The 14,924-nt window shown below is 57.3% G+C and carries 13 protein-coding genes; all 13 read left to right on the forward strand.

The features are described from left to right. On the forward strand, nt 1-1,197 hold a 1,197-nt coding region (locus GR138_RS26930), incomplete at its 5' end, for a nucleotidyltransferase family protein (protein ID WP_210253455.1). 119 nt (nt 1,198-1,316) lie between these two features. Beyond that, a complete protein-coding gene (locus GR138_RS26935) occupies nt 1,317-3,935 on the forward strand; it encodes a hypothetical protein (RefSeq protein ID WP_160862354.1) in 2,619 nt (872 codons plus the stop codon). After that, entirely contained in the window at nt 3,932-4,981 is a 1,050-nt protein-coding gene (locus tag GR138_RS26940) for an N-acetylneuraminate synthase family protein (RefSeq protein WP_160862355.1), read from the forward strand. Before GR138_RS26935 ends, GR138_RS26940 begins: the two co-directional genes overlap by 4 nt. Next, nucleotides 4,978-5,625 carry an acetyltransferase gene (locus GR138_RS30990; protein WP_160862356.1) on the forward strand — a complete coding sequence of 216 codons (648 nt, stop codon included), beginning with the start codon at nt 4,978-4,980 and terminating at the stop codon, nt 5,623-5,625. Before GR138_RS26940 ends, GR138_RS30990 begins: the two co-directional genes overlap by 4 nt. Before the next feature lie 3 nt (nt 5,626-5,628). Then, on the forward strand, nt 5,629-6,570 hold the full coding sequence (locus GR138_RS26950) for a GNAT family N-acetyltransferase (RefSeq protein ID WP_160862357.1): 942 nt from the start codon (nt 5,629-5,631) through the stop codon (nt 6,568-6,570). A gap of 10 nt (nt 6,571-6,580) precedes the next feature. After that, nucleotides 6,581-7,750 (forward strand): UDP-N-acetylglucosamine 2-epimerase, encoded by a 1,170-nt coding sequence (neuC, locus tag GR138_RS26955; RefSeq protein WP_160862358.1) that lies wholly within the window; start codon nt 6,581-6,583, stop codon nt 7,748-7,750. Then, nucleotides 7,747-8,430, forward strand: coding sequence for a PIG-L deacetylase family protein (locus tag GR138_RS26960; RefSeq protein WP_160862359.1), 684 nt, complete (start codon nt 7,747-7,749; stop codon nt 8,428-8,430). Before neuC ends, GR138_RS26960 begins: the two co-directional genes overlap by 4 nt. A 169-nt stretch (nt 8,431-8,599) precedes the next feature. Further along, entirely contained in the window at nt 8,600-9,823 is a 1,224-nt protein-coding gene (locus GR138_RS26965; protein WP_160862360.1) for a glycosyltransferase family 29 protein, read from the forward strand. Continuing rightward, entirely contained in the window at nt 9,820-10,773 is a 954-nt protein-coding gene (locus GR138_RS26970) for a Gfo/Idh/MocA family oxidoreductase (RefSeq protein ID WP_160862361.1), read from the forward strand. Before GR138_RS26965 ends, GR138_RS26970 begins: the two co-directional genes overlap by 4 nt. Next, the gene (locus tag GR138_RS26975; RefSeq protein WP_160862362.1) at nt 10,758-11,747 is read left to right on the forward strand and encodes a Gfo/Idh/MocA family oxidoreductase; all 990 of its coding nucleotides are present in this window, start codon (nt 10,758-10,760) and stop codon (nt 11,745-11,747) included. Before GR138_RS26970 ends, GR138_RS26975 begins: the two co-directional genes overlap by 16 nt. Continuing rightward, on the forward strand, nt 11,744-12,757 hold the full coding sequence (locus GR138_RS26980; protein ID WP_160862363.1) for an NAD-dependent 4,6-dehydratase LegB: 1,014 nt from the start codon (nt 11,744-11,746) through the stop codon (nt 12,755-12,757). Before GR138_RS26975 ends, GR138_RS26980 begins: the two co-directional genes overlap by 4 nt. Nucleotide 12,758: 1 nt before the next feature. Continuing rightward, nucleotides 12,759-13,934 (forward strand): LegC family aminotransferase, encoded by a 1,176-nt coding sequence (locus tag GR138_RS26985; RefSeq protein ID WP_160862364.1) that lies wholly within the window; start codon nt 12,759-12,761, stop codon nt 13,932-13,934. Next, nucleotides 13,931-14,917 carry an SGNH/GDSL hydrolase family protein gene (locus tag GR138_RS26990; protein WP_160862365.1) on the forward strand — a complete coding sequence of 329 codons (987 nt, stop codon included), beginning with the start codon at nt 13,931-13,933 and terminating at the stop codon, nt 14,915-14,917. Before GR138_RS26985 ends, GR138_RS26990 begins: the two co-directional genes overlap by 4 nt. Nucleotides 14,918-14,924 lie beyond the last annotated feature (7 nt).

Here is a 14,924-nt window from a genome sequence, read left to right on the forward strand (position 1 = left end):
CGTCTGAGGCAAGACTGCCTGAAATTCGATATCGACAGTTGCAATTGCCTGGATATTTTGAGAAGTGACGGGGTAAATGACCATTTGGTGAGGGATGCAATGCACGATGATCAGTCTTTGAAGCCGGTCTTGCACTCGGCCGAGTCGCTTCTGATGAAACCGAATGCAAGCATCTTGGACGCCATCCGCGTCATCGATGCGGGAACGCAGCAGATTGCTATAGCCGTCGCAGAAGATGGGCGTCTCTTGGGCGTCGTGACCGATGGCGATATCCGAAGGGCAATCTTGCGGGGTATCGACCTTTCAGAAAAGGTATCTCAGATACTCAACAACAAGCCGACCATATGTAAACTCGCGGCAACTAGAGAACAGCTTGCCAGAACCCTGTTGAGCCAGCAGCGTATTACGCGCCTGCCCGTTGTCGATAATGACGGATTTGTGGTTGGGCTGTATCGGACTGAAGACCTTGTTGCCAACCCGCTAAGCCACGAATTCCCGGTTGTCTTGATGGCCGGTGGGCTTGGAACCCGTCTGCGCCCGTTTACCGACACCATGCCCAAGCCGATGATTGATGTCGGTGGGCAGCCTATCCTCGAACACATCATCCAAAGGTTTGTCAGCCAAGGGTTCAAGCGCTTTTATATTTCCGTCAATTATCTTTCCCACGTGATTAAGGACCATTTCGGTGACGGCAACGCATTCGGCGCGGAGATCGTCTACCTCGAGGAAACGGAGCGTCTTGGCACTGCTGGCAGCCTTCGCCTACTGCCAAGGGATTTCGACGGGCCGTTTTTCGTCATGAACGGAGATCTGTTAACGGCCGCGAATTTCGGAGCCATCGCGAACTACCATCTGGAAGCCGGCGTCGATGCGACGATGTGCCTGCGTGAATACACTGTACAAGTGCCCTACGGAGTAGTAGAGCAAGCCGGTGGGCGCTTTGTCGGGATCGAGGAAAAGCCGATGCATCGCCACTATGTGAACAGCGGCATCTATGTGCTAGATACAGCGATAATAGACTTGCTGCCGGACAGCGGCTACTTCGACATGCCTTCACTTTTCGGCACCCTCATGCAGAAGGATCCAAGCTCCGCTGCCGTATTCCCTTTGCGGGAGTACTGGTGCGACATTGGCCAAGTTTCCGATCTGGAGCGCGCACGACGGGAAATTGCCAAAATTTCCGATTATAAAAGCTGAATGGCGGTCAGGGCGCGGCCAGTACTGCTATGCAGATAGTTAAATCTGACTGTATTCCGGTTGCGGGTTCAGCATCAACTTGAACCGCAGCGCGACTACATGGGAAAAGGTGCCAGAATTTGAAATCAATAGTTGCTCATCTGGGTAGATTTGAACGACGCTTCTCCCAGTCGACTCTGGCTATCATACTTACCTTGCTTGGTGCAAGGGCAGCCGAACAATACCTCAGCCATTCGCCAATCGTTCGCCGGACTCAAGCCCGCATTCTCTGGCTCCACAAGCGTATTTTGTTGCGCAAGGGACGGGATGCGGCGGATAGGTTTGCGATCGACTATCTCTCCGCTCGGCCAAGAGTTCAGGATTACAGCACCATTTTGGTGGGAACTGGGGAAGCCTCCCTGACCACCGATAGACTCACGGCATCTCTGCCGGCGATCACGACAGTCGCCAGAAAAAGCGCCGCTACATATATAGCGTTAATTTCAACCCTCCTTGAGCGCGGCGAAATCGAGCTCGTATCCGAGCAAATAAATGACGCGCCCAGCAATTCGTCCGCGGCCTGGCATTCGTTGCTTATGTCGCTCACCCCCCAACCTTTATTTGGGACCGAGGCCAGCGACGGCGACGTGGTGACCGCGAAGAATCTGCAACCGCCCCCGTGCAAGAGCCGGCTGATCATTATGGACGAGGAGCTGTCGCCGGCTACCATCAGAAGCCTTGCAGACGGGGCCGAAAAAGTCACACTCCTGCAATACAGGGATCTTTATGGGCGAATCGATCTCAACGCCATTCAGACCGAGTTGCCAGACTGCGAGATATCGATCGAGCATGCACGCTCCCGGGTGGACCGCTTCCACCAACGATATTTCGAATTGCATCAAAAGACGCTTAATGCGGCGGAAACACTGAGCCGAAGCTTTATCCAGAAAACACCCTGGCTTAGAGAGCTTGTTCCCGGCCTGAAGGATCTTGACAAAGACCTGACACTCGAACTCGCCGACAAGCTGTTTTTCAAGGCATTGCGCCTGGAAGGGGTGCATCGGGCGGTGCTCGATCCGTCGTTCGACAGCGTTATTGTTTCTTTCGGCGATGGATTTGAACTGTATCGCTTGTTCTATTCTGACCCAGCACTCTGGCAAGATCCGCGCATCAAAGGCTGCTGCCGCTCGAAAAAGATCAAGACTGTAAGAAAGTTCGCCTCGCGCATTTCCGGAATGCAACACCGAGCGATCGTTGGAAGTACGGCACCGATACTTGGGCATATCGCATCGCTGAAGGAAAACGGGCAGACAACTGCCAGCCAATTTCCACCGGAAGACGTGGCCCGCTACCTGAAATCTGCAAGCAAAATCCCAAGCGCAACGAGATCGAGCCATCTGCCGGACCACCAGACCATAGCATTCGTCGCCCAGGAGGGCCGCGCCTATGGTTCTACAGCCGTTCAACTGGCCACTCATCTCCACGCGAAATATAATGTAGACATCATCCTCACGCTTGGTAGCGGAAACAGGCTTCAAAAATCCGTGTCTTCTGCGCAGGAAGACCCTTACTTGCCAATCCAGGCGAGAGGTCGTCAGCCGAGTTATTTAAAGTTCGCGGCCCCTGCCCCTAGCCAGGCAGCAACTGGAGTTTTCTCTCGCCAATTTAATGTAACCTTGCAGGACACGATCACGACGCTGCTTTGGGCCAACCAGCAAGATCTTGCCGTGTATTCAGCGCTAGATTTCTTGCTGACATCCGGTTTGCCAGAGGCCATTTTGAGCGTATTGGCCAATGCGCGTGCTGTCGCTGCCCTGCTGGAGCGGGAAAAATACGCAGCAATTGCTATATCACCGATACGAACCCCACGTAATGCCCAGTTCACGACGCTTGCACGCGAAGCTGGAATACCCTCGATCGCCGTGGAACCGCATTGCCTGAATGCAGCCTATTGCCGCTACGGCACGGTCCTCAGTGACTATGCCGCCGTCTATTCCGACTATTATTCCGAAGAATACGATCGCCACTTTGGTATCTCCAAGGCTCGCTGCTACCTATTTGGCTCACCACGAATCCTGCGACCGATCGGCTATGACCCGATCGCCTCTCGCATGAACGCACGTCGACGCATTGGCCTGCATCAGGGGGATCCGCCAGTGATTGCAGTGCCGACACAGCCCATGCCCACCGATTACATCCTTGGGGTTTGGAGAATGATCATTCGTGCGGCTAAGTCGCTCGATATGCCGATGCGAATCTTACTTAAAACCCATCCTGAAGAAGGCGCCGGCCACATCAACCGCTACCGTCAGGTAATCGCGGAGGAAAATGCGATGCATCTTTGCTCCGTAGCCGACGTAGACATAAAGGACCTATTGATGGCTAGTGAGCTCGTGCTTACCGCCTACAGCGTTACGGCTCTGGAAGCGACCGTGCTTGAACGGAATGTGGCGATCGTCGGAAAGGCTGGGGTTGCCTATCCCACGGAGTACGACAAGATACTGGGCATTCCATTTTGTGACACGGAGCAGAAAACGAAGGATACTATCCTGGAGGCCTTGAGCTTGGGCCGGGACGCACGATCCGGGGCGAAGGACTTCATTGCAGCGAATCCGTATCTATTCAATAATTCATCCTTCGACCGTCTCGCCAGCGCGCTAGAAGACATTATAGCCAAGGGCCCCGACGGCATCCGGCGCCACGAGGATTTGCCCTCATCGCTTTTCGTAACCGCCCCATTCCAAGAGTATCTGGTATGAACAAGTCATTTTCGATTGCCGATAGAACTATTGGCCAGCGCCAACCCTGCTTCATCATTGCCGAGGTTGGCGTTAACCATAATGGCAACCCGGACCTCGCTGCCAAACTGATCAGTGCGGCTCGCCACGCCGGCGCCGACGCGGTGAAGTTCCAGACTTTTAAGGCCGATCAACTCGTGGTGCGCGCCACTCCAACGGCGGCCTACCAGAAGGCCAATACCAATCTGACCGACCAGCATGCTATGCTCGCCGCGCTGGAACTGAGCGAGGGTGCACATCTGGCCCTGCTTGAACAATGCCGCGCCGAGGGTATTATCTTTCTCTCTTCGCCGTTCGACTTGGAAAGCATTGACATGCTCGATCGGCTGGATGTACCGGCCTTTAAGGTTCCGTCACCCGATTGCGTCTCGCAATCCTATCTGTCGCATATGGGCTCGAAGCAGCGCCCCGTCATCCTCTCAACCGGCATGTGCGACATGGAAGAGGTCGCCTTTGGCGTGAACACTCTTCGCCATTCGGGCAGCCCCGACATAGCACTCCTACACTGCACGAGTTGCTATCCGGCTCCGCCCGACGAACTCAATCTCCGCGTCATTCCTGCACTCGGCGACGTGACGGGATTGCCGGTCGGCTATTCCGACCACACGGATGGGATCGCGGTTTCGATCGCCGCCGTGGCTCTTGGTGCCTGCATCATCGAAAAGCATATGACTCTCGACCGCAATCTCCCTGGCCCGGACCATAAGGCCTCTCTGGAGCCAACCGAGTTCGCCGCGATGGTTGCGGGAATCCGAACTGTGGAGCAGGCACTCGGAAACTCGATCAAGGCTGCCCAATTGTGCGAAGCCTCGGCCCGGCAACTAGGCAGGCGCAGCGTGGCCGTCAATCGAGACCTGCCGGCCGGGCACAGGCTCACGCCCAACGACCTCATCCTGCTGCGGCCCGGTACGGGGCTTTCACCGCGCTTGGAAGGCTTGATGGCCGGCCGCATACTTGGCCGGCCGGTGGCTGCAAATACGCTTTTGGCGATCGAGGATTTAACATGAGCTCACCAAACAGTCTGATTCTGCTTGGAGCTGGCGGTCACGCCAAGGTCGTTTCTGAGGTCGCACGCTCGGCGGGCTGGCGGATTGCAGGTTTCCTGGCGCCGGAGTGCGGTAGAGGAGAGCAAAACCTCTGCGCGCCGCTGCTAGGCAATGGCTTGGACCTAACCGCAAACCCTACATGGCTGGAGCAAAACGATCTATTCCCAGCCATCGGCCAAGGAGAGATTCGCTGGCGGGAGTTTGTGCGCCTCGCCGCCGCCGGAGCACGCGTCCCCTATCTAGTCCACCCGAGCGCACTCGTCTCGCCATCCGCGCAAATCGAGGCCGGCGCCGTAGTCATGGCCGGCGCCATCATTCAGGCCAATAGCGTGATAGGTCCCGCCGCTATCATTAACACTGGAGCACAAGTGGATCATGACTGTCACATCGGCGCCGGTACTATGATCGCACCGGGCGCGGTCCTATGCGGCGACGTTCATGTTGGAGATCACGCTTTCGTGGGCGCCGGCGCAGTGATTGTGCCTCGCATTCGCATCGGCAGAGGCGCATTCGTTGGGGCCGGGACAACCGTAGTCAATGACATCATGGACGGCAGCCAGATCAAGGCATCTCGGCGCTCCCATATCGTTCCGAGACCTGAGTAAGCGATGTTTGAGTTTAGACCTTACCGCAACGGAGATGAGCCAGAGATCACGGCCCTGTTCGAGACTGTCTTTGGGCAGCCGATGAGCTTGGAATTCTGGCGCTGGCGCTTTCTTGACCATCCCGCGGGCGGTCCTCTCGTCATGTTGGCCTTCGCTGAGGACAAACTCGTCGGGCATTACGCAGCAAGCCAAGCTCCCTTATGCATCGGTGGCCAGTACTATCCCGCCGCGCTTTCCATGACAACGATGACTCACCCGAACTGGCGAGGCAAGCGGCTGTTCGAAAGAACTGCCGAGGCTCTCTACTCGACCCTTCCAGGGCATGGCATACTCGCGGTTTACGGTTTCCCAAATGCTGCGGTGCACGCCCTGCGTATTATGCGGGCCGGTTGGCACGACAGCTACGAAGTACCAACGCTCGCGCTCGACATGGCTTCGCTACGTCGTCCTGCCCAACCCGACTCTGCCGTCAAGATTGCTGATCGGATTGACGGCCGCTTCGGCCACTTCTTTGCTAAAATCTCCAAGGAGCTGCCAATTGCAGCACACCGGGACAGCCACATCCTTTCCTGGCGCATCGATCACAATCCCCACAATAGCTACAGACGCTTAGTACTGGAGGAAGGCAATGAGATCGCTGGATATGCAGTGACCAAGTCTTATGGTGTGGATATGCTTGATCTCGTAGAATTACGTTGTGCCGACGGGGCCGCCGCGCGTGCGCTAATTGGCACCGTGGTGGCGCATGCAGCAACCGAAGGCTGTTCACGCATCTCCACATGGTGCCTGCCGAACGACCTCCACCGTATGCCGCTGGAAATGGCGGGCTTCAAGGCTTCCGCACCGGTTACCTATTTTGGTGGCAGGACTTTCACCGCGCCTCCTGTCGACCTGACGGATGGCCGCCTCTGGCGCCTCTCCATGCTGGATTCCGACCTTTACTGAGTAGATGAAAATGAACAGAACTGTCCACTTCCTAACCGGTATTCGCTCCGAGTACGACATTCTCGCTCCTGTAATCGCTGCTGTGGACGCGCAGCCGGACCTTGATGCCAAGGTCATCGTAACGGGAGCCCATCTAACCGGCCTGCATGGTCATTCCGTCCGGCAGATCGAAGCAGACGGCTATCATATCGCCGCGCGTATCGAATCTCTGCTGGCCTCCGATGGTCTGGGTGGACGCGTTAAGGGAATGGCCCTTCAACTGGCGGGGCTATCCGATCTCTTCACCCGCGAGAAACCAGATTTCCTTGTCGTGATGGGAGACCGCGAGGAGGTCATGACGGGTGCTGTGGCCGCCATCTATCACCACATTCCCATCGTACATATCGGTGGTGGCGATCATGCTGACGACGGCAATGTCGACAATCTGGTACGCCACGCGGTATCGAAAATGGCCCATCTGCACATGGCCACTACCGAGTTAAGTGCCCTCCGCCTGCGTGGACTCGGAGAGGAACCTTGGCGTATTCATGTCACCGGCGCATCCGGTCTCGACCGCATCATGGCGACTCCCAACTTGAGCCGTACCGATCTTGAAAAGGCTCTTGGTGTCGACTGGCATGGTGAACCCTATGCGGTGCTACTGTACCACCCAACAATTACCGATTTCGCCGAAGCGAGAGCGCACATGGCGTCGATCACGCGTGTGCTTGAAACGACTGGCCTGAACATCGCCGTGATGGCGCCCAATTCTGATCCTGGCAACCAAGCGATCACCCTGGAGATCAACGCACTGATCGCCCGTTATCCCAAGGCAAAAGCATTCACCTTCCTCGAACGCACTGTGTTCATCAACATGTTGCGCCACGCGCGTGTCATGGTTGGCAACTCGTCGGCAGGCATCCTTGAAGCGCCAAGTATGGGTCTCCCCGTGATCAATATTGGCATCCGCCAGAGAGGGCGAGAGCACGGTGATAACGTTATTTTCACCGATTATGATGCTGGAGAAATTGCTGCCGCCGTCAACAAGGCCACCACGGACGAAGATTTCCGCACCCTAGTGGCGCAGAGGCGTACGCCGTATGGCGACGGCAAGGCTGGGCAGCGAATTGCCGAGGTCTTGCGAACTGTCGAACTCGGCCGCAGCCTGCTCGACAAGAAATGGATTCAGGGAGTAAAATGATGCTATTGGAACGCGACGGTGGCCCGATTTTGGTCATTGCCCCTCACCCGGACGACGAAACGCTCGGTGCAGGAGGCCTGTTGCTGCGTGCCCGCGCTGCGGGCCGTGCGATCCACTGGCTGATCGTCACCGGCATCACGGAGCAGGATTGGCCGGTCGAGAAGGTAGTGCGCCGTGAGACTGAAATCGACACAGTCACCAAGGCTTTCGGCTTCGCTGGCGTACACAGGCTGAACCTGCCATCGGCAAAACTTGAAACCCTTCCGCTCGGCGAGATAATCGGTAGAATCGGCAAGGTGGTCAATACGATCAAACCGGAGATGATTCTCATTCCTCATCGCGGCGATGCTCACTCCGACCACCACGTGGTCCATGCGGCAGCAACGGCATGCGCAAAATGGTTCCGCTATCCCTCAGTTCGCTGGACGTTAGTCTACGAGACGCTGTCCGAGACCGATGCCGGCCTGTTTTCCAGCGATCCGTTCATTCCCAACATCTTCGTCGACATCAGCGAGCACCTGGAGGAAAAGTTGCACATTACGACGATGTTCAACGACGAGATCGGCGAGTTCCCCTTCCCTCGCAGCCTTGATGCCATCCGCGCCCTAGCGATGACGCGGGGAGCGGCTTCGGGAACCCGTGCCGCAGAGGCCTTTATCTTGCTTCGAGGAAGCTTTTGAGGCGGGCAATCGTTGAGGCCACCTCAATCTGCACGCCTCCTGAGTCTTGCTACTTCGTGATGAGTCCACTAGGTATCGGCGCGCCGAGAGGATGCCCAACTGGCCTGAGCGGATATTTGCCACAAGCGAAGCCGCAAACTCTGTTTAGGCAAAAGGATTTCTGGACACCATGGCTTCCGTTCACCCTCATAGACGCCACGAATTTGGACTGGAGGGCAGATTACGCAAGATCGCTCAGACCGTCCGATGGTGGATGGAGGGCGCACCGGGCCGGTACAGCCGCAGGCAGTATCTGAAGCTTTATCACAGCGGTCAGTTTGAGGAGGCTGCCGTGGCTTTGCGGACTGCTCTTCAGGCGACACCGAACGACTTCCAATTGATGTTTCAGGTTGCCAGCCTTTCGCGCTTCGGCCTGCTACCGCTTGATGAGTCGCTGCTTCTGCTGCAAAGGATTGTTGCAGAGGCGCCGTCAGTCACGGCGCGGCATGCAGCCATTCATCTCGTCAACCTGCTTTGGGAGCGCAAAGGCGCTAATGCAGCGATGGAATGGCTACCGCGCCTGATTCAGGAGGGGGAAAGGTCGCCGCGCCTCCTTCTGCGCGCAGCCGCGCTGGCCCATGAGGCAGGAGAAACAAAGGACGCCTTCGACTTGCTGGTCCAAGTTGGACGAAAGCGTCCTTCCGCTTTGTCATCGATGGGTTACCTCGATCTGATTCTGGCGGCGGCAGAAGACGGAGCAGCGAAGCTGCCCCAAGCGGAACGCGCGCGCGTTGTTGCCAACCATCTATCCCGTTTTACCGGTCGGTTCACACAGATGATCGAGCGCTCCGCTGGTAACGTGGCCGTGGTCGCGAATGGACCATCCCTTGAGAGACTTCGTCTCGGTAGCACCATCGATTTGCACCAACTGGTGGTTCGCTTCAACAATCATGCAGCGTGCCCAGGATCGGTCGACCAAGGGGAAAAGACGGATATCTGGATCCGCCCGCCCGAATTCACCTACGTGCCGATGCGGAGCATGACCGCTGACGGGCTTCTCATTCTGACTGGCTCCAACATTCGGAACCGAAATTCGACCGGCCTGCATCTGCTGGAGCCCTATGTTCGGGAAAACCTACCGATCGAACTCGTCCCCAAGGAATTGTATGCGCGTCTGTTTGCTGCGCTCGACGCCTCTCCGAGTGCCGGCCTAGTCGGCCTCGTCTGGACGCAAGAGGCGATGGGGCGAACATTGTCATCCACGCAGGTTTTCGGCTATGCGTTGGACCGAAATACATCCGCAGTCTCCCACTACCACGGTAAGCACCACACGGGTTCCTGGCCGAGTCGCCATAACTGGCAGGCGGAACACGCTCTTTTCCAGTCACTGATAAATAGGGGCACATCCGCATGAATCCAACAGTCCTAGTCGTTGGCTGCGGCAACATCGGCCGCCGGCACATAGAGGCGCTCGCCGCCGCCGGTCGCCCAATGCGCGTGATCGGCGTTGAACCCGTTGAGGCAGCGCGCGCCCAAGCCGAAGCACTTGTCGCCTCCTTTGAGAACGGATCGAAGGTGCTTGCAAACATGGACGACGTGCCGGAGGCTGTGGATCTGGCAATCATTGCCACTTCGGCAGCTCATCGCCGAACCGCCTTTGAGAGAATGCTTTCCCGTTGCGTGCCGAAGGCCGTAATCTTTGAAAAGGTGCTGTTTACTACCCGCACCGACCTAGACGCCGTGGGTAAACTCCTAGCATCCCACGCAATCCCCGCCTTCGTCAATTGTGGCCGTCGGGGCTTCCCCTCTTATAACCGGCTGCGCAACCTCCTAACCACGCAACGCGGCTTGTCGATGAAGGTCACGGGAGCAGGCTGGAACCTCGGCTCCAACGCCATTCACTTCATCGACCTTGCCGAGCATGTTCTTGGAGATCAGACCGTTGCGCTAGACGAATCTGATCTAGATCCCAACCCCGTTCCCGCACGGATCGCAGGATGCGTCGACCTGTTCGGCACGCTGCGTGGTACCCTGGCAGGTGGTGGTACGATTGCCATTACCCAAGAGCGCGCACCCGGAAACCCGGTTTCAATCACCTTCTTTGGTGGCGGGGAAAGCTGGTGCATCGAAGAGGCAGCGAACAGGCTCATTCACCGCAATGTCGCTGGTGAAGAGAATTTGCAGGTCTTCGAAACGTTGTTCGTTAGCGGCATGCCCTATCTCTACACCGATATATTCGACGGTAAGGGGTGCTGCCTGACGCCTTATGAAAAGTCGGCGGCGCAACACGCGCTGTTCCTCGACGCCTTGCGTCGCCGCCTTGGCCTTTCCATTTCGGAGGATGTGCAGTGCCCGATCAGTTGAATACCTTGCTCCTTGTCGGTACCGGCGCCATGTCGGCAGCCTATGCCAAGGTGCTGAAGGCCCTCGGGCAGCCGTTCATTGCAGCCGGTAGGGGTGCTGAACGGGCCGAGGCCTTTGCTCGTGAATGGGGTGTAGAGGCCGGGCAAGGCCCGCTGCCTGAACAAATCTCCCGATTAAAGGAAGTACCCCAAACCGCTATCATCGCCGTTAGCGCGGCAAACCTTGCCGAAGCCACTGCACAGTTGGTCGAGGCGGGCGTGCGCCGGCTGCTGGTCGAAAAGCCGGCAGCCCTCAACCAAGCCGATGCCGAATCGCTGGATGTCCTGGCGAGGAATGCAGGCGCCGAAGTCTATGTCGCCTATAATCGCCGCTTCTACGCATCTGTCGAGGCCGCACGCACGCTCATTGACGCCGACGGCGGAGTTCTCTCGTTCAAGTTCGACTTTACCGAGGCGCGTACACGCATCGAAGCGCTGAACAAGGATCCCGCCGAACTTGCGGGCTGGCTCTACGGCAATTCGACCCACGTCATCGATCTGGCCTTCTTCCTGGGCGGCCATCCCAAGACAATTGTCGCACAGAGCCGCGGTGGTTTGGCCTGGCATCCGTCCGGCGCGATCTTCTCCGGCTGCGGCACGACGGACAAAGGCGCCGATTTCTCCTATCACGCGAACTGGCTTGCGCCGGGTCGCTGGGGGGTCGAAGTGATGACGGCCAAGAGTCGCCTTATTCTGCAGCCAATGGAGCAACTGATGTTGCAGAACCTGCAGAGTTTTGCGGTGGAGGCCGTTGCCATCAACGATACCTTGGACAAGGACTTCAAGCCTGGCCTCTACCGGCAGACGGAGGCGTTCCTGTCCGGCAAACCCGATCCCCGATTGATGAGTCTGTCGGAACAGGCCAAGTCTTTCAAAGATTACACCGTCATCCGAGACGGTAACCATTCGAACTTCGTAGGAGAAAACCGGCTATGAGCAACTTGTCTGGCAAAACCGTTCTTGTGACCGGCGCCGACGGCTTCATCGGCTCGCATCTGGTCGAGCATCTAGTGCGTCAAGGCTTCAAGGTCCGCGCCTTCTCACTTTATAATAGCTTCGGCACCTGGGGCTGGCTCGATCGCATCGCCCCCGAGGTACAGGGTTCGTTCGAGGTGTTCAGCGGCGACATTCGGGACCCGAACGGAGTGGCGACCGCCATGCGCGGCTGCGATCTCGTGCTGCATCTCGCTGCTCTGATTGCTATCCCCTATTCCTACCATTCGCCCGATACCTATATCGACACAAACATTAAGGGCACCCTCAATATCCTACAGGCGGCACGCCTCCTTGAAACGGAGCGTATCGTCCATACCTCCACCAGTGAGGTCTACGGTACAGCCCAGTTTGTTCCGATAACCGAGGAGCATCCGCTCGTCGGCCAATCACCCTATTCGGCCTCGAAGATCGGCGCGGACCAGTTGGCCCTGTCGTTCTACCGTTCCTTTGGCACGCCGGTAACCGTGATCCGCCCCTTTAACACCTTCGGCCCACGCCAGTCGACGCGCGCGGTGCTGCCAACGATCATCACCCAGCTTGCAGCCGGCAAGAAGGAGGTCCGCCTCGGCAAACTCAGCCCGACGCGCGACTTCACCTATGTCGCCGATACCGTCAAGGCCTTCCAAGCCATGGCCGAAAGCCCGAACGTGCTGGGCGAAGTCGTCAATTTCGGCAGCGGCTTCGAGATCTCGATCGAAGACAGCGTCAAGACGATTATTGACATCATGGGCGTCGACGCCAAGATTGTTTCCGAGGAACAGCGACAGCGTCCGGAACTTAGCGAAGTCGATCGGCTGTGGGCAGGCATCGATAAGGCCAAGCGCCTCACGGACTGGAAGCCTGATTATTCGGGCCACGAAGGCTTTGCCCGGGGCGTTCGCGAGACCATCGAATGGTTCAGCAATCCAAGCAATCTGGCCCTTTACAAGGCCGAGACCTACGGTATCTGACATGGCGAAACTAGATGTTCAAAGCGCCGTCAAGATCCTACGTGAGATTGCGGCGCCCGCCGGCAATTCTGTCGCCCTGCACGAGCCACGCTTTGCCGGCGCGGAATGGGACTATGTCAAGGACTGCCTCGACACCGGATGGGTCTCCTCAGTCGGCGCCTATGTCGACCGTTTTGAAAAGGAACTGGCGGAGGCCTTCGGTGTTCATCGCGCAGTCGCCGCCGTCAACGGCACGGCCGCCCTTCATATCGCCCTGATGCTCGTCGGCGTGAAGCCGGGCGATGAGGTTCTTATCCCGGCACTGACTTTTGCGGCAACGGCCAATGCAGTGGCCTATTGCGGTGCCATTCCCCACTTCATCGACAGCACCATGGAAACGCTGGGGCTTGATCCTGACGCGCTCGATGCCTGGCTCTCGGAGATTGCCGATCCGGGAGAGAATGGTCCAATCAACAGAGAGACCGGCCGTCGACTAGCAGCCGTCGTACCGATGCACGCCTTCGGCCATCCGATGGCAATCGTCCGGCTGCTCGAAGTCGGGGAAAAATGGGGCATTCCGATCGTCGAAGACGCCGCAGAATCGCTCGGCTCCCTGCTGAACGGACGTCCGCTCGGTGGCCGGGGCAAGATCGGCATCACCAGTTTCAACGGTAACAAGATTATCACCACTGGCGGCGGTGGAGCGATTCTGACCAATGACGAAGAACTCGGCGCTCGCGCTAAGTATCTGACGACGACCGCCAAGCGTCCTCACCGCTGGGCCTTCTGGCACGATGAACTTGGCTACAACTACCGCCTGCCTAACCTCAACGCGGCGCTCGGCTGCGCACAGTTGGAACAGTTGCCGACCTTCCTCGCTGCCAAACGCCGCCTCGCCGAGCGCTATAGACAAGCGTTCGAAGGTGTCGAGGGGCTTCGCTTTTTCGTCGAACCCGAGGGTTCGAAGAGCAATTACTGGCTGAACGCTGTCATTCTTGATGAGGCCGGTGACCGCGACAATTTCCTCGCCGTGACCAACGATGCTGGTTTGATGACACGTCCCTGCTGGGCCCTGATGTGTGACCTTCCGATGTACGTATCGAGTCCCTCTATGCCCCTGCCGGTTGCCCGCGCCATAGAACAGCGCCTAGTCAACATCCCTAGCAGCGCGATACTTGCTTTGGAGAGTGATGAATGAACGAAGCATCGCCTATTTTGGCGTCAGCAGCCGAGCTGTCGTTCCCCGATGGAGTCGGAACCGTCATAGCCGCAGCGCACGCAGCCGCAGGAAAAGGCAGGATGGATGAAGCCGTGCGGTGGTTTGACCTATGTCGCAAGCTTCTGACGACGATCGCGCCGGCAGCCGCGTTGAAAAAACGAATTGTAGCCAATGAGCAGGGGCGACGGCGTGAAGCTATCAAGTTCCACAAGGCAATTATGGATCGCGGCGCGCGCGATGCCGGGACGCGTGTAGCAATATTCGCCGACTCGCTTGCCTTGCCTCGACCGGAGGAAATGGATGCCTTTCCTGGAAATCTTGAGCAGACCTATCCCGGCATCATCAATGCCCGTTTGCAAGCGGCGCCGACCCTTCAGGGGGCCTCCGTCTGGGCTCACTGCGAACGCTATTTCACGACGGACAACCTAGTAGGGTTGCTATCTGAATATCCAGAATCTGTAAGAGATGCCCATGTGCTGGTGCATCTCGGCCTCAATGATTGTGCAATTCGGATGTATATGGATGAGCAGCGACTCGCGGTCGGTCTGTTACCGGACGACATTTCCAAAGAAGTTTTGGCTTTCAGCAATAAATATCGAAGTGCTCTCGTCGAAGCCTTTCCAAATTTTTCCTATGTCCCGATTCAGAAATTCACCGCGAACCTCCACCAGATCGCACAAATAACGAGATCCGCGAATGCAAAAAGTCTCACCTTTACGACGACGATCGTAGTTCCGGAGAGGTTCTGGCCGGCAACTCCGGGGATCTGTCAGAACTTTACAGCATACAACCTGGAAACGATGAATGTCGCGAACCAAGTCGGGGCCAGAGTATTGGATGTTGACCGACTTATGTGGGGCAGAAGCACCGGAGCCACCTTAAACAAGGATGGGATGCATCTATCGCCGGTCGGCCACGAGCTGCTCGCAACGTCCTGGCTGAAGTCCACATTCAAAATCTAGGCAAATT

The organism is Shinella kummerowiae, assembly GCF_009827055.1.
GTDB classification, from domain to species: domain Bacteria; phylum Pseudomonadota; class Alphaproteobacteria; order Rhizobiales; family Rhizobiaceae; genus Shinella; species Shinella kummerowiae.